Here is a 15,398-nt window from a genome sequence, read left to right as displayed (position 1 = left end):
GGCTCAGGCCAGCAGCAGGGCACCGTCCCACGGCGTCGCCGGAGCCGTCCCCGTCGCGTAGGCGTGCAGGGCTAGGGCGATGCCCGAGGCGCCCTCCATCAGGCCGGGCCGGTCGAGGGGGCGGGCGGCGAGGGCGTGGTGGTAGCGGTAGCCGAAGGGCGCCTCGGGGGTGAAGCCGTCGATCACCTTGGCCGCCAGGCTGTCGGCGAGGGCGGGGACCGTCCGCAGGGTGATGTGGAGCAGTCCCGCCCAGCCGTGGCACAGCGCGGAGTCGGTGATCAGCGCGTCGTCGGCCGCGTCCAGGGCGCCGCGCAGGGCGGTCTCGGCGTCGGCGCGCCACTCCGCGCGGTCCAGGGCGGTGCCCGCGAGGTGGACGGCGCGGGCCGTGCCCGCCGTGCCGTAGCACCAGGAGTCCCGGCCGCGTTCGGGGAGTTCACCGCCCTGAAGGTCGGCGCGGGTGACGAGGTGGGGCCAGCGCGGGCCGAAGGCGTCGATGGTGCGCCAGCGGGTCAGCAGGGCCATGATCCGTTCGATGGCCTCGTCGTGCCGGTCCACGCGCACCCCCGCGCTCCAGGCGAGCGCGAGGAGCGCGAGGGGGCCGCTGACGCCGTGGGCGCAGCCGAGGTTGACGTGTTCGGCGAGGCCGTGGTCGAGGCCGTCGGTGATCCACCAGGCGGGGACGCGGACGCCGTCGCGGGTCACGTCGTCCGCCGTCGCCGTGGCCACCAGGGATTCCAGGACGGCCCGCAGCGCGGGTTCCGTCTCGGGGGCGCTCTCGTGCCGGGCCAGGAGGTAGCGGCCGATGCCGGTGGTGCCGGTGAGGACGTCGTACGCGGCCCAGGCGTCCACGGGCTGTCCGGCGCGGACGCGGTCGCGGTCGGCGCGGGCGCGGCGGTGGGCCTGGTCGGTGATGTGGCGGTCGAGGCCGGTGAGCATCGCGGCGTAGCCGCCGTATGCCTGGGCGGCGGTGTGTCCGGCGTAGGCGAGGGCGGTCATGCCGGTGAACAGGGACTGGGGGTGCAGGCGCAGGCCGGCGGCGAGGGCGGCGGAGAGGTGGGCATGGGCCGGCCCGGCGTCGGCGAGTTCCGCGAAGAGCAGGGCGACTCCGGGGTGGCCGTCGGAGAGGCTGAGGGGGTTCCAGACGGGCTGGGGGTCGCCGGGGTAGCGCATGACGTTGTCGGGGGCGGCGGCGGTCGCGGCGACGCGGGCCGGGTCGCGCAGGCGGGCGGCGATCTCGTCGACGACACGGGCGGCGGCCTCGCGGTGGGCGGGGGCGCGGTCAGTGGGGGTCGGCGCGGGTGACGGCACGGGAGCTCTCCAGTTCCTGCGACAGGCGCCGCCCTTCGGCGCGTTCGGGCGCGGGCAGGTCTGCGGCGGGCGGTCCGGCGGGCCAGAAGCCGGCCGCCGTGGTGACGCTCAGCGCGAGCGCGGTGGCGCGGTCGGTGAAGCGGTCCTCGTCGAGGAGGGCGGCGAAGGCGTCCACGGCGTCGTCGAGGGCGGCGGGCAGTCGGGCGTCGAGGCGGCCGTCCGGACCGGCGTCGGGGGTGAACAGGGGCGCGGTCGCGGCCGGGCGGGTGTCGCGGAAGAGGTCCTTGATCTCGAAGTAGGGGCGGTGCTCGCGGCGCGGTACGCCCACGTTGACGCTGGTCGCGGGGGTGTCGCCGGTGCTCTCGCCGACGTGGTGGTAGCGGGCGGGCCAGTACAGGAGGTCGCCGGGTTCGGCGTCGGCGACGAAGGACGAGTCCAGGTAGGGCTGGTAGTCGAGGACGGTGTGGACCGGGTCGCTCCAGGGGCGTTCGGCCCAGAAGCGCATGCGTTTGGTGCCGCGTACGCAGTACATGAACGTCGCGAACCGGTCCTGGTGGACGCCGACGGGGCTGTGTTCGTAGGAGCCGTGGAACACGGTCGAGCCCGCGGTGTGGGTGGGGCGCCCGACGCGTTCCCACAGGCCGGCGTAGAACCGCTGGGCGCGGGTGGCCACGGGGTGGGAGAAGGTGTGGAGGTGGTGGACGACGAGCGCGTACCGGCGGCCGTCCAGGCGTGCGGCGAGGCGCTGTTCGTAGCCGTCGAAGGAGCCGTCGGCGAGGTCGGGCGCGTAGTCGCGCAGCCGGGTCTGCTGGCCCCGGTCCACGAGGAACTGGACGTTGGCCGGGACGGCGAGGGGGTGCGGCGGGCGGCTGCCGTGGACAGCGGCGCAAAACACCTCGGCCTCGGTGAACGGCCCGTCGTCGACGGCCTTGTAGAGGACGGGGGCGCGGTCCCAGTACCGGTCGGTGAAGGTGTCCCAGTCGAAGGTCTTCTCGATCGCCAGGGTCATCGCGCGGGCCCTTCGCTCAGGTCGACGCCGCGCAGCCGGTACAGCCGCTCCAGCAGCGCGGTCACGTTCTTGTCGTCGCCGAGTTCCCGGCACACCTCGGCCACCTCCCGTTCCTCGCCGTCGGGGAGGGCGTCGTACACGCGGTCCGCGGCGGCGGCCGGGAGGGTGAAGACGTTGCCGTTGACGGCCCACACCTCGTGCCGGGGGCCGTCGGGCATGCGGACGATCTCGGCGGTGCGGCGGACGCGGGTCGCCCCGGTGAGGGGGACGGCGTCGCGGGGCGCCGGGATGGGTTCGAGGCCGGCCGCCGAGCGCAGGGCGGCCCAGCGCACGCGCAGGGTCCGGCGCAGGCGTTCGCCGCCGACGAGGTCGCGCAGGTCGTCGCCGAGGGCGGTGAGGTGGTCCAGGGCGGCGTCCGGTGCGCCGAGGGGGAAGTAGGGGACGGTCTCGTCGCCGCCGCGCGCTGCGTGCACCTGTTCGGCGAGGAGGTCGCGCAGGGCGGTGAACGGCAGCCGCCGGTCGACGGGGATCCGCAGCCGCAGGGCCACGCAGCGGTCCCGGTAGGTGTCGACGTGCCGCCGGTCCCCGGGCCAGTACAGGAGGTCCCCCGCTCCCCCGCTCAGGGCCTCCACCCCGGCCGACTCCCTTTCCGGGTCGGCGATCTCGGCGGGCGGGGCCCCTTGCCGTTCGTCCCACAGGCGGACGTCCATCCGCCCGCGCAGGATCCAGGTGAGCGCCGCGTGGGTGGGCGGCTCGGCGGCCCCGGCGTGCTGCGTGAAGCGGTCCCCGGCCAGGATCTCGGCGGTCAGCGGCAGGTTGGGCCAGCCGACCTCCCGCCACAGCCCCGCGATCGCGGCGCGGACGGCGGCCCAGAGCGTGAAGTCGAGCAGCAGGGGCTGGCGGACGGTCAGCAGGTGGCCTGGTCCGGGGGCGTCGGCGGCGAGGCGGTCGAGGTAGGCGGCGAGCGTCGGGTCGGCGGCGTCCGGCAGGAGGGCGCCGGGCGCGCGCAGCCAGCCGTCGCCGGCGACGAGACGGACGTCGGGCATCACCCAGAAGCGGGTGCCGGCGCGGAAGGGGGCGCTGGAGCGGACGGTCAGGTCGTGCAGCCGGTCCAGGCCGGCCGGGGGCGGGGCGGTCAGGACGGCCGGGCCTCGGTCCCAGTGGTCCTGGGCGAACTCTTTCCAGTCGACGGTCATGGTGTCTTCCTGCCCGGGTGGGGGAACCGCTGCCGGATGCGGGCCGTGTGGTCGGCCAGGGTGTCGAGGCCCATCGCGGCGCGGCGGTGGTCGACGTGGTCGGGGTCCTCGACGGGGCACGGTTCGAGCCGGCCCGCGACGGGTTCGAACTTGGTGCCGTAGACCTGGGGCCGGCCGTCGTCGATGCGCAGGGCGTCGGTGAGGTAGGCGACGTCACGCAGGGGGACGTCGCCTTTCTCGGCGGCCTGCCGCATCAGGTCGAGGCAGTGGTGGCGCAGGTCCCGGTGGCCCTCGGCGTGCTGGACGAGGCGGCTCGCGGCGCCGGACGCGGCGGCGCCGACGAGGGCCCGGCCGGGCCAGCCGTGCGCGGCGACGACGCTCGCGAGCCAGTCGAGGCCGGCGTCGGTGAGGGTGCGCAGGCGGTCCTCGAGGGCGGTGTCGGTCATGCCGCCGTCCGCCCACGGGACGCGCAGGGCGCCGTCGAGCCGGTCGAGGCGCAGGAGCCTGCTACGGATCTCGCCGGCGGGCGCGGGGTCGGGCGGGACCTCGGGGGCGTCGGCGGTGTCGATGCGCAGGCGGATGGTGTGCCGGTTCCACAGGTAGGTGACACGTCGTCCGGTCTGCGGCCAGTCGAAGCTGACGTGTCCCTCACCGGGGCTGTGCAGGCGCAGGCGTACGCCGTGCGCCTCGTCGGTGACGTCGAGGTCGGGGACGTCGTCGAAGACGTGCTCGGCGGCGTCGCGCAGGGCCACGCCGAGGCCGGCGAGGGTGAGGTTCGCGCCGTCGAGGAGGCCGGGGAGCGGGGGCCAGCCTGCCTCGGGCGCGGGGCGGGCGGCGACGGGGATCGTGGTGAAGGGCTGCGGGGGCGGGGCGACGGCGAGGACGGGGCCGCCGCCGAGGGAGCGGACGAAGTAGGGGACGTCCATGCGGCGCAACTGGGCGAGTTCGGCGCGGTCGAAGCGGACGTCGGGGGTGGCGGGGTGGGGGGCGGCGCCGCCGCCGGAGAGCCAGCGGGGCACGAGGGCGTCGTAGTACTGGAACGTGGGCCGGCGCAGGACGCGGACGTGACGGCCGGGGGCGTGGGCCGTGAGGAAGTCACGGATCTCGGGGCGCCGGCGGCACATCAGGGTCCAGGCGTCGAACATGCCGCGCAGCATCGCGGGGAGGTAGGGGCCGTAGCCGGCGCGGCCCTCGGTGTCGGCGACGACGGTCCTGGTCTCGGTCCTGGCGTGCGCGGCGTGGCGGCGGTGCAGGGCGAGGGCGCCGCCGGGTTCGGCGCGCCAGCAGACCGGGGGGCCTTCGGCGCTGCACCAGCGGGCGGTGGTCTCCAGGCCGACGTGGTGCTGGGGGGTGTCGGCGCCGGGGTCGTACAGGAGGCCGGTGTCGTGGAGGCGGTTGACCTGGCAGAGGTAGATCTCCAGGTCGATGGGGTGCAGGAGGGGTTCGGGGTCGCCGGGACGGGTGCCGGTGACGACGTTGCCGCCGATCAGGTCGGTGATGCCGAAGGCGAAGGCGGCGGCGGTGAGGGAGCCGGCGCGGTGCCAGAAGCGGGCGGCCTCGGCCGGGGTGAGGCGGGTGCCGGTGAGCCGCCAGGGGCCGTCGGCGCGGATCGGGGCCCACTGGGCGGGGGGTTCGATCCACTCCTGCCAGAGGTAGCCGGGCGCGCTGCCGGGCCAGCAGGCGAGGGTGGGCAGGCGGATCTCGCCGGAGGCCGGCGGTGCCTGGTTCAGGAGGCCGAACACGGAGGTGGGCGGGCCGGTCTCGGGCTGTGCGGTGAAGAGGAGTTCGCCGTCGGCGGGGCGGGGTTTGTAGGCGATCCGGCCGCCGCCGGCGCAGTCGAGGCGCAGGACGCGCTGGCGTCCGTTGTGGGTCTCCTCGCCGTGGGTCCACAGGCCGACGACGGGCCCGCGGAATGCCGGATTCCTCGGCCAGTTCGATTTGACGTCCCGCTGCAATCGATCCAGGAACAGCGTGAGAAACGCCTCGCAGCGCGCCGCCCACTCCGCGACCCGTTCCCGGGTGTAGTGCGGTCCGCCGGTGGCGCAGGCGACGAATGCCTCACAGGCGACGGGGCCGAAGATATCGCCGTCGGTGATTTTCAGAACGCCCTCGGAAATGACGTCCGAATAACGCCGTGCGGCGTCGGCGCACCAGGTGTCCAGCCGGTCCAGGAGGGCGAGGAACGGGGTGAAGCGGGGGTCGGTCAGGGCCTGCGCGAGCATGCGCGCGTCCCGCTCGCCTGCGAGGTGGCGGTCGGTGGTGACGGTGCCGTCGGGGCCGTCGGTGATGACGGGCGGGAACATCGCCCCGGCCGTGCCGTCCCGGACGGCGGCGATCACGCACCGTGCCGCGGGCGGCAGTTCCGGCTCGTGCCCGGCGCCGTCGGGCGGGGTGTCCATCGTCCACAGCGGCGCGGTGTTCGCTCGCGCATCCGGCAAAGCTGTCCTCCCGGCTCGGGCCTGCCGGGTGGCACCGCGCGGGGCGGCACCACCCGGCGCGCGTCAACAGCAGTAGATCCTCGAACACGTGCCGCACGCGGTGCCGCTGCCCGAGTTCATCGGTGAGGCGAGCGGCGGAATATCCTGCTCCAGATCGCCGATCACCAGGTCGAATACGTCGTCCGCCCGCTCTTCCGACCCGATCCGGCTCTTTTCTTCGACAGCTTGCATGAACAGCCTCCTGTCGCTCTGGGTAATGGATCCGTCATTCAGTACAACCGGGGGGAAATAGCCGTGTCAAGGGTGGTGCTTTTCCGTCGCGGGGTCCCGGTTAATGGCCGCCCGCATTTCTCCGCGCCGCCACGGGGGCCGCGCGGGGCCGGTGTCGAAGTTCGTTCGACGTGGTGACAGAAGTGTTGTCGGGACCCCCGGGGGCCCCTATAGTCCCGTGCACACCCCGCTATGGGAGCGCTCCCACACCTTCGAAAGGGGCTCCGCATGCGATCGTCACCGCACCTCCCCCACTCCCTGTTCGGCGCGCTGCTGACGGTGTTCGCCACCGTCGCGGCGCTGTTCACCGGTGTCTCCCCGGCCCAGGCCGACACCGTGCTGTGCGACCAGTACGCGAGCACCACGATCCAGGGGCGCTACGTCGTCCAGAACAACCGGTGGGGCACGTCCCAGACGCAGTGCGTCACCGCCACCGACACCGGGTTCCGGGTGACCCGGGCCGACGGTTCCGTGCCGACGAACGGGGCGCCGAAGTCGTACCCGTCCGTCTTCAACGGCTGCCACTACACGAACTGTTCGCCCGGGACCAGCCTGCCCGCGCGGGTGTCCGGGATCTCCAGCGCGCCGAGCAGCATCGCGTACGGGTACGTCTCGGACGCGGTCTACAACGCGTCGTACGATATCTGGCTGGACCCGACGCCCCGCACGGACGGGGTGAACCGGACCGAGATCATGATCTGGTTCAACCGGGTCGGATCCATCCAGCCGATCGGCTCGCCGGTCGCCACCGCGACGGTCGGCGGGCGGAGCTGGCAGGTGTGGCAGGGCGGCAACGGGACCAACGACGTGCTGTCGTTCGTCGCGCCGTCGGCCATCGACAGCTGGAGCTTCGACGTCATGGACTTCGTGCGGCAGGCGATCGCGCGCGGTCTCGCGCAGGACAGCTGGTACCTGACGAGCGTCCAGGCCGGGTTCGAGCCGTGGCAGAACGGCACCGGGCTCGCCGTCAACTCCTTCTCGTCGACCGTGAACACGGGCCCCAGTACGCCCGGGGGCGGCACGGCCTGCCGGGTGTCGTACGCGACGAACGTGTGGCAGGGCGGGTTCACCGCGAACGTGACCGTCGCCAACACCGGTTCGGCGCCGGTGAGCGACTGGCGGCTGGCGTTCGCGCTGCCGTCGGGGCAGCGGATCACCAGCGCCTGGAACGCGTCCGTGTCGCCGTCCTCGGGGTCCGTGACGGCGACACCGGTCACACACAACGCGAGCATCGCGCCCGGCGGCAGCCAGTCGTTCGGGTTCCAGGGGACCTACAGCGGCTCCTTCGCGGCACCCTCGGGGTTCAGCCTGAACGGGACCGCGTGCGCGACGGGCTGAGTTGAGGGGGCGTCAGGGTGACGCTGTGAGAAAGCTGTGTGTCGAGGGAACCGATGCGTGGATCTTGTGCCTCTTGTGGGGTGTCTTCCCCACCGATGAGACAAGGAACTCACGTTGTCGCACACTCGACGCCTGGTCACAGGCGCCACCCTGATCGCCGCGCTCGCCGCCGCCGTCCTGCCCGCCACCACCGCGTACGCCGCCCCGGCGCCGACCGTGCCGGCCGCCGACATGGACGGTGTCGAGAACGCCCTCAAGGCCGCCATGACCCAGGGCGCGCCCGGCGCGATGGCCCGTTTCGTCGGCCCCTACGGCGCCCAGGTGCGCACCGCCGGTGTCCTGGACCGGGAGTCGGGCGCGGCCATGGACGTCCGGGCGCGGTTCCGGGTCGGCAGCGTCAGCAAGACGTTCTCCAGCGTGGTCCTGCTCCAGCTCGTCCAGGAGGGGAAGCTGACGCTGGACGCGCCGGTGAACCAGTACCTGCCGGGGCTGCTGCCGGACGACCGGATCACCGTGCGGCACCTGCTGACGCACCGCAGCGGGCTCGCGGACTACACCAACGCGATGTTCGAGCACACCGTGCCGGGCTTCGAGGCCGTCCGCAACCGGGTGTTCGGCTACCAGGAGCTGGTCGACCTGTCGCTGGCCGAGCCCCGCACGACGCAGCCGGGCGCGGCGTACAGCTACTCCAACACCAACTTCGTCGTCGTGGGCATGCTGATCGAGAAGCTGACCGGGACGCCGGTCGCCGAGCAGTACCAGCGCCGGATCTTCGGGCCGCTGCACCTGAAGGACACCTTCTACGTGCACCCCGACACCAAGATCCCCGGCTTCCACGTGCGCGGTTACCTCCACCCCGACGAGGCGGGCGCGCCGCTGGTCGACTCGACGGAGCAGACGGTGTCCTGGGCGCAGTCGGCGGGCGCGGTCATCTCCTCGCCGGCCGACCTCAACACGTTCACCAGCGCGCTGATGCGGGGCAAGCTGCTCTCGCCCGAACTGCTCGACGCGATGACGACGGTCACGCCGACCGACACCACCAACACCCGCTTCTACGGGCTCGGCCTGCGCCGCTACAACCTGTCCTGCGGGACCCAGGTCTTCGGCCACACCGGCACGGTCCAGGGCTTCTACACGTACACGTTCGCCACCCGTGACGGGAAGCGGGCGCTGTCCGCGATGGCCAACACCTCCAACAAGGGGTCGGCCAACACGGCGCTCGGCGGGACGCTGGAGGCGGCGTTCTGCGGCAAGAAGCCGGCCACCGTGAAGCTCCGCACGGCCGACGTGGACATGGCCGAACAGAACTAGCCCGCCAAGAACCCTTCAGGGAAGGGCACCGCGAGCGTCGCGGACCAGGTGACCTCCAGGGCCACCTGGTCCCCGGCTAGGCTCGCCGGCATGACGATCACATACGCCTGGCGAGGCGAGGTCGACAACGCCGCCCTCAACTCGCTGCACGCCGACGCCTTCGGGTACCCCGTCGGGGACACCGACTGGGCGGGGAGGCTCAGGCGGCACAGCCTCGGGTGGGTGTGCGCACGGGAGGCGGGCGTGCTGGTCGGGTTCGTCAACGTGGCCTGGGACGGCGGGAGTCACGCCTTTCTGCTCGACACGGCCGTGGCGCCCGGCCGGCAGGGGCGGGGTGTCGGGGCGGGCCTCGTCGCCCGCGCCGCCGAGGGGGCGCGGGACGCCGGGTGCGCCTGGCTGCACGTCGACTTCGAGGAACCTCTGCGCCGGTTCTACCTGGACGCGTGCGGGTTCCGGGAGACGGCGGCGGGGCTCCTCGCACTGGACTGACGGAGTCGGCAAGGCACCTCACGGCCAGCCCGGCGGGCATTACTTGATACGTCCCCCATTTATTACTTGATACGTCCTCCACTTCCCGTCCGCACCGGCGTAGGGTGGGCCTCAACCGCCGACCCCGCTCTGGAGGATCACGTGCGTTTAGGTTTCTCACTCCCCCAATTCGGTTCGATGGAGCAGCAGTTGGACCAGGTGGCCCACTACGCGCGCGAGGCCGAGAAGCTGGGCGCCGCGAGCCTGTGGGTCGGCGACCGCGTCCTCGCCGCGGTGCAACCCGCCGTCGGCTACGGCGGCAGCGGCGACACCATCCCCTGGCAGATGAACGCCGCGCTGGACCCGTTCGTCGCCCTCTCCGTGGCCGCCGCCGTCACCGAACGGGCCCTGCTGGGCACGAACACGCTGATCGTCCCCTGGTACCCGCCCCTGCTGCTGGCCCGCTCCCTCACCGGCATCGACGTGGTGAGCCGGGGCCGCCTGGTGGCGGGGTTCGGGACGGGCTGGTCGCCGGACGAGTACGAGGGCGTCGGCGTCCCCTGGAAGGAGCGGGGCGCGCGGCTCGACGAATGCCTCGACGTGCTGGAGTCGGTGTGGACCTCCGACCCGGTCGCCCGGCACGACGGCCCGCACACCTCCTTCCCCGAGGCCCGCATCGGCCCGAAGCCCGCCCAGCGCCCCCGCCCGCCGGTGTACCTCTCGGCGTTCGCCCCCGCCTCGCGGCGCAGGGCGGCCCGCCGGGCGGACGGCATCCTGCCGGTCGCGGTCGTGACGCCGGGCGGCGCATACGACCCGGCGGAGGTCGTCGCAGCGCCCCTCGACCAGGTCCGCCGCCTCGCGGAGACCGAGGGCCGCGACCCGTCCGCCGTCCGCGCCATCCTGCGCGTCAACCCGGCGCAGGGGGCGACACCGCAGGAGATCGCCGACGTCATCCTCCGCACCCGGGACGCCACGGACGTCGAGCACGCCTTCGTGGACCTGCTGTACCTGGTCGACCAGAGCACGGAGCAGGCGCTCGACCTGACGGGCCGGATCCTGGACCTGGCGCGCTGAGCGGGAGTCGGTGAACGTATCCTCCGGCCCGTGACTGCCACCGACTTGATGCGGCTGCCCGGCATGCCGCTGCACGATCCGTATGTCGTCGCCGACGCCGCGTCCCGTACCTACTACCTCTACACGTCCAACGTGCCGTCGCTGACGGGGGTCGAGGGCGCGGGGACGATGGTGTACCGCAGCGCCGATCTGAGGGAGTGGGAGGCGCCGGTCGTCGTGTTCCTCGCCTCGGAGCAGGAGGGCGGCTGGGCGACCGAGGGGGCGTGGGCGCCCGAGGTGCACGAACGGGCGGGACGGTACTACCTGTTCACGACGTTGCACAACGAGGAGCGGCGGCTCGGGGAGGGCACGTACATGCGGGGCACGGTCACCGCCGTGTCCGACTCGCCGCTCGGCCCGTTCACCCTCCTCGACCCGTCCCGGCCGGTGCCGCCCGCGCATCTGATGACGCTGGACGGCACGCTGTACGTCGACCGGGACGGGCAGCCGTGGATGGTGTACGCGCACGAATGGCTCCAGACCGTCGACGGCACCATGGAGGCGGTGCGGCTCACCGGGGACCTGTCGGGCGCGGTCGGCGACCCGGTCCACCTCTTCCGGGGTTCGGACGCCTTCTGGCTGAACGAGCAGATCCCGCCCGGTCTCCCCCACCGTCTCCCGCCGTACGTCACCGACGGCCCCCAGCTGCTGCGCGCCCCGGACGGCGCGCTGCTGATGCTGTGGTCGACGTACGAGAAGAACGTCCCCGGCGAGGACGGTTCCCTCACCGGGGACTACGTGCAGACGTACGCGGTCTCCGAGTCCGGCCGTCTCACCGGGCCGTGGACCCAGCGGCAGCCCCTGGTCCGCGGGGACAGCGGTCACGGCATGCTGTTCCGGGCGTTCGGCGGCGAGCTGATGATGATCCTGCACCGCCCGTTCGAGAACGCGCGCGGGAAGCTGTACGAGATGGCGCTCGACGGGCACGAGCTGCGCGTCCTGCGCCAGCGCACGGACCTCGACGGCGACTGACCCGCACTGCCCCCAGCGCGCTCACCAGCGGGGCCGGCCCTGGTCGCCGCTCGGCCGGTCCGGGGCGTCGCCGAGTTCGTGCGGGTTCGGCCGGCGCCCCTCGGTGCGCGGTACCTCGTTCGGTTCGCGCCGCTGCCGGTGTCCGGTGTCGTCGGCGGGTTCCCGGGCCGGTGCCTGGGGCGGGAGGCGGCCCGGGGCCTGTTCGCGTCGCCTGACGCGGGTGCCGAAGCGGACGGCCCACACCAGGGCGGCCGTCAGCAGCAGGCCGCACAGGACGACGGCCGCCGTGCCGAGCACGGTCGTCGCATCGAGTGACTGGTTCATCGGCCCCGGGTACCCAGTGCCCGGGGCCCGATGCGTGCGGCTACTTCCTGCGTCCCGCCGGATCGCGGACCGGGGTGCCGCCGGTGTGTCCGGCGCCGGGCGGCGGTGCGGTGGCGCGGTCGGCGTGGCCCGGCCACCAGGCCGCGTGTCCGATGAGGGCGGTGAGGCTGGGGGTGAAGAACATCGCCATGACGAACGCGGCGATCGCGATGCCGAAGGAGACCGCGAAGCCCATCTCGGTGAGCAGGGAGTTGCCCGCGAGCATCATCGTCGCGAAGGTCGCGGCGAGGATGAACCCGGCGGCGGCGACGGTCGGCCCGGCGTGGCGCAGGGCCATCCCGGCGGCCTCACGGGGTTCGCGGCCTTCGCGGGCCTCCTCGCGGAGCCGGGCGATCATGAGGATGTTGTAGTCGGTGCCGATGGCGACGACGAACAGGTACATGATCACCGGGAGCATGAACATCAGCCCGGGGTGGCCCTGCATGTCCTGGAAGATCCAGACCGTGGCGCCGAGGGTCGCGCCGAAGCCGAGGCCCACCGAGGCGATCAGGTACCAGGGGGCGACCACGCTGCGCAGCAGGAGCCCGAGGATGACCATGATCAGCGCGGCGGCCACCGGGAACACCGTCCGGTAGTCGTGGTTGACGGCCGCCTGGATGTCCTTGTAGATCGACGACATCCCGCCGACCAGGGCCTCGGTGCCGTCCGGCGCCTCGTCGTGGGCGACGGACCTGACCGTGCCGACGGCCTTGATCGCCTGCTCGGTGGACGCCTCGTACTTGAGGGTGACGGTGAAGTCGGCGGTGGTGCCGTCCGCGTTCGTCTGTGTCATCTTGGCGCTGGCGACCCCGTCGACGGCCCCCAGTTTCCGCGCGTACGACGCGAAGGCCGAGGTGTCGAGCGGGCGGCCGGTGGTGCTGGAGAGGTAGACGTCGGTGGGGGCGGCGGCGCCCGCCGAGTACGCCTTGCCCAGCTCGTCCTGGACGACCATCGACTCCTTCGTCTTCGGCATGGAGCCGGACGCCAGGTCGAAGGTCGCCTTGTAGCCGAGGGTGCCGAGCGACAGCAGGAGCAGGACGGCGCCGGAGACGGCCGCGGTCAGCGCGGGCCTGCGCTGCACGGCCCGGCCGAGGGCGGCGAAGCGGGCGTCGGAGGGTTCGTGCCGCCAGGACTTCGAGGGCCAGAAGACGCGCGGGCCGATCAGTGAGACGACGGCCGGGATCAGGGTGAGTCCGGCGATCAGGGTGACGGTGACCGCGATGGCCAGCGCCGGGCCCATCTGCTTGAGGAAGCCCAGCGTGGACAGGATCAGCGCGAGGAACGCGATGATCACGGCGCCGGCGGCCGAGGCGATGGCCTCGCCGACCCGGGCGACCGCGTTGACCATGGCCGCCTTGGGTTCGTCGCCGGCGCGCAGGCGTTCGCGGTAGCGGAACATCAGGAACAGGAAGTAGTCGGTGCCCACGCCGAACAGGACGACGATGAGGATCGAGGAGATGGAGCTGTTGGCCTGGAGGTCGAACAGTTTGGTCGCGTAGGCGATGAGCGCGTTGGCGATGGCGGCGACGATGCCGATGAGGATCAGCGGCAGGATCGCGAGGATCGGGGCCCGGAAGATGATCAGCAGGGTGACCAGGATGATCACGAAGGTGCCGATGCCGATGAGGGCTTCGCCGCGTTCGGAGGAGTCCTGCTGGTCGAGGGCCTGCGCGGCGGAGCCGCCGAGCCTGACCTCCAGGTCGGTGCCCTGGGCGAGGGCCTTCACGTCGTCGCGCAGGACCTTCGCGGCGTCGGCCTGTTCGGGCTGTCCGGCCTTCTCGCTGTCCATCTGGACCAGGGTCATGGTGTAACGGCCGTCCCCGGAGGGCTGGCCCTCGACGACCTTCTGCACCTGGTCGATCTTCTTCGCGCCCAGGTCCTTGGTGATCCTGGTGACGTCCTGCTTGTCGGCGGCGGTCAGCTTCCCGCCGTCGGTGCGCTGGAACAGGGCGATCGCGGACGGGGTGAAGGCGCTGGGGAACGCCTTCTCCTGGAGGTCCGCGGCCTTGATCGACTCGTAGCTCTTGGGGAGAAAGCTGCTTTCGTCGCTGCTGGACGGCAGGCTCGGCGCGGTGGCGGCGATCGCCACCGCGGCGATCAGCCACGCGACGATCGTCCAGACAGGGTGCCGGACGACGGCGTCGCCCATACGTCGGAACATGCGGGATCCCTCCTGTGCAGGAAGATCACCACAGCCCGGGGAGCGGTCCCCGGCATCGGCGACCTCGGCCGGCTCCCCGTCGAGCCGACCGAACGGTTGTCTCAGCCCTTCATCCTAGGGACGGGAACGGATCGGCGCTTCCGATATCGGCGCCGGGGCGGGCGGGGCCTACTGGCCCACGCGCCCGTCGACGCACTCCCGCAGCAGGTCGGCGTGGCCGCAGTGGCGGGCGTACTCCTCGATCCGGTGGACCATCAGCTCCCGCACGGCGATGCCTTCCTTGCCGATCCGCTGTCCGAGGTCCGGGTACGCGGCCAGTTCGGCGTCGAGCGCGGCCTGTTCGCGCTCCAGGTCGGCGTAGGCGGCGTCGACGACGGCCTGGTCGGCGACGGCCCCGTCGAAGTCGGCGTCGCGCTCGCCGTACAGCTTGGGCAGGGGTTCGCCGTCGGTGATCCAGTTGCGCCAGTCGCGTTCCGCCTCGGCGAGGTGACGCAGGAGGCCGAGCAGGGACATCGTGGAGGGCGGGACCGAGCGGCGGGCGAGCTGCTGCGGGGTGAGGCCGTCGCACTTCATGCGCAGGGTGTGGCGGTAGCCGGTCAGGAAGTCGAGGAGGGTGGGGAGTTCGCCGTCCGGGCTGGGGCCGTCGTTGTGCCGGGGGTCGTCGGCCGGGTCGACCCACATGTCGGGGTAGACGGTCGCCTCGGTCCATCGTGCGGGGGTGTCGCTCATGCGGCCCATGGTCGGGGGTGGCGTGCCGTACGCGCGAGCGAATTTCGGCGGCCCTCGTTCAGTCTCCGGCGGGTCTGGTGCGGCGGGCGTAGGCGCGGGCGGCGCGGGCGCGGTCGCCGCAGCGGGTGGAGCACCAGTGGCGGCGGCCGTTGCGCAGGAGGTAGCGGTTGCAGGGGGTGGAGGCGCAGGCGGTGAGGCGTTCGGCGTCGGGTGAGGTGAGGAGGTCGGCGGCGTCGGCGGCGAGGGCCGCGAGGGCGTGGTCGACGAGGGCGGTGGTGGGGTGGGGGGTGGTGCGGTAGGGGCCGGTCGTCTCGTCCCACTTCAGGAGGGGGGCGGTGGGGACGCGGGTCATCGCGTCGTTGACGGCGGCGAGGGCGGCGGGCAGGGCGGGCAGGGCGGCGACGCGGGAGGCGAACAGGGCCCTGATCTGTTCGCGCAGGGCGCGCAGCTGGGCCGAGCACATCTCGCCGAGGGCGGCGTCGGCGGGGGCGAGGCCGTGTGCGGTCAGCCAGTGGCTCGCGGCGGCCGGGGTGCCGAGCAGGTCGACGTAGTGCCCGCCGGGCAGGGCCATCGCGCTGTTGGCGAGGGCGAGGGCGCGGTAGCGGTCCTCCCCCGGTGCGGGCGGCGTCACGTTCTCTTCCACGGCGTCCATGCTACGTCCGCGATCCTCACGGAACAGCTTGCCTCCATCCGTGAGACACGCCTATGGTTCTCACGGTTGA

General features: G+C 73.0%; 14 protein-coding genes. 5 read left to right on the top strand and 9 right to left on the bottom strand.

The genetic code is table 11. The annotated features are described in order from the left end of the window. Positions 1 to 3: 3 nt before the first annotated feature. The 5 genes from IAG44_RS42290 to IAG44_RS42270 all read right to left on the bottom strand — a co-directional run bounded on the left by IAG44_RS42290 (position 4) and on the right by IAG44_RS42270 (position 6,182). Positions 4 to 1,308: a lanthionine synthetase C family protein gene (locus IAG44_RS42290; protein ID WP_187752307.1), complete on the bottom strand. Its 1,305-nt coding sequence runs from the start codon at positions 1,306 to 1,308 to the stop codon at positions 4 to 6. After that, complete coding sequence (locus IAG44_RS42285) at positions 1,280 to 2,317, bottom strand: JmjC domain-containing protein (protein ID WP_187752306.1); 1,038 nt, start codon at positions 2,315 to 2,317, stop codon at positions 1,280 to 1,282. Before IAG44_RS42285 ends, IAG44_RS42290 begins: the two co-directional genes overlap by 29 nt. Continuing rightward, positions 2,314 to 3,513: a hypothetical protein gene (locus tag IAG44_RS42280; RefSeq protein WP_187752305.1), complete on the bottom strand. Its 1,200-nt coding sequence runs from the start codon at positions 3,511 to 3,513 to the stop codon at positions 2,314 to 2,316. The genes IAG44_RS42285 and IAG44_RS42280 overlap by 4 nt, the downstream gene beginning before the upstream one ends. Beyond that, a complete protein-coding gene (locus IAG44_RS42275) occupies positions 3,510 to 5,912 on the bottom strand; it encodes a DUF4135 domain-containing protein (RefSeq protein WP_187753125.1) in 2,403 nt (800 codons plus the stop codon). The genes IAG44_RS42280 and IAG44_RS42275 overlap by 4 nt, the downstream gene beginning before the upstream one ends. 102 nt (positions 5,913 to 6,014) lie before the next feature. After that, complete coding sequence (locus IAG44_RS42270) at positions 6,015 to 6,182, bottom strand: hypothetical protein (RefSeq protein WP_187752304.1); 168 nt, start codon at positions 6,180 to 6,182, stop codon at positions 6,015 to 6,017. Positions 6,183 to 6,449: 267 nt separating this feature from the next. Between IAG44_RS42270 and IAG44_RS42265 the strand changes: the two genes are divergently transcribed. From IAG44_RS42265 to IAG44_RS42245, 5 genes are all read left to right on the top strand, one after another. Then, a complete protein-coding gene (locus IAG44_RS42265) occupies positions 6,450 to 7,559 on the top strand; it encodes a glycoside hydrolase family 12 protein (protein ID WP_187752303.1) in 1,110 nt (369 codons plus the stop codon). Positions 7,560 to 7,673: 114 nt separating this feature from the next. Next, a complete protein-coding gene (locus IAG44_RS42260; RefSeq protein WP_187752302.1) occupies positions 7,674 to 8,870 on the top strand; it encodes a serine hydrolase domain-containing protein in 1,197 nt (398 codons plus the stop codon). Positions 8,871 to 8,960: 90 nt separating this feature from the next. Next, positions 8,961 to 9,359: a GNAT family N-acetyltransferase gene (locus tag IAG44_RS42255; protein WP_187752301.1), complete on the top strand. Its 399-nt coding sequence runs from the start codon at positions 8,961 to 8,963 to the stop codon at positions 9,357 to 9,359. A gap of 177 nt (positions 9,360 to 9,536) precedes the next feature. Beyond that, the gene (locus IAG44_RS42250; RefSeq protein WP_343075763.1) at positions 9,537 to 10,412 is read left to right on the top strand and encodes a TIGR03619 family F420-dependent LLM class oxidoreductase; all 876 of its coding nucleotides are present in this window, start codon (positions 9,537 to 9,539) and stop codon (positions 10,410 to 10,412) included. 48 nt (positions 10,413 to 10,460) lie between these two features. Further along, positions 10,461 to 11,423 (top strand): glycoside hydrolase family 43 protein, encoded by a 963-nt coding sequence (locus tag IAG44_RS42245; protein WP_187753124.1) that lies wholly within the window; start codon positions 10,461 to 10,463, stop codon positions 11,421 to 11,423. A gap of 21 nt (positions 11,424 to 11,444) precedes the next feature. Here IAG44_RS42245 and IAG44_RS42240 read toward each other — a convergent pair whose 3' ends face one another. The 4 genes from IAG44_RS42240 to IAG44_RS42225 all read right to left on the bottom strand — a co-directional run bounded on the left by IAG44_RS42240 (position 11,445) and on the right by IAG44_RS42225 (position 15,328). Further along, positions 11,445 to 11,747, bottom strand: coding sequence for a DUF6479 family protein (locus IAG44_RS42240; protein ID WP_187752299.1), 303 nt, complete (start codon positions 11,745 to 11,747; stop codon positions 11,445 to 11,447). A 40-nt stretch (positions 11,748 to 11,787) separates the two neighbouring features. Next, positions 11,788 to 13,947 carry an MMPL family transporter gene (locus IAG44_RS42235; RefSeq protein WP_187752298.1) on the bottom strand — a complete coding sequence of 720 codons (2,160 nt, stop codon included), beginning with the start codon at positions 13,945 to 13,947 and terminating at the stop codon, positions 11,788 to 11,790. A 168-nt stretch (positions 13,948 to 14,115) separates the two neighbouring features. Beyond that, complete coding sequence (locus IAG44_RS42230; RefSeq protein ID WP_187752297.1) at positions 14,116 to 14,685, bottom strand: DinB family protein; 570 nt, start codon at positions 14,683 to 14,685, stop codon at positions 14,116 to 14,118. Positions 14,686 to 14,734: 49 nt separating this feature from the next. Beyond that, entirely contained in the window at positions 14,735 to 15,328 is a 594-nt protein-coding gene (locus IAG44_RS42225; RefSeq protein ID WP_187752296.1) for an ABATE domain-containing protein, read from the bottom strand. Positions 15,329 to 15,398 lie beyond the last annotated feature (70 nt).

Origin of the sequence: Streptomyces roseirectus (assembly GCF_014489635.1) — a bacterium.
Taxonomy (GTDB): Bacteria; Actinomycetota; Actinomycetes; order Streptomycetales; family Streptomycetaceae; genus Streptomyces; species Streptomyces roseirectus.
This window is presented reverse-complemented; position numbering and strand designations above follow the sequence as displayed.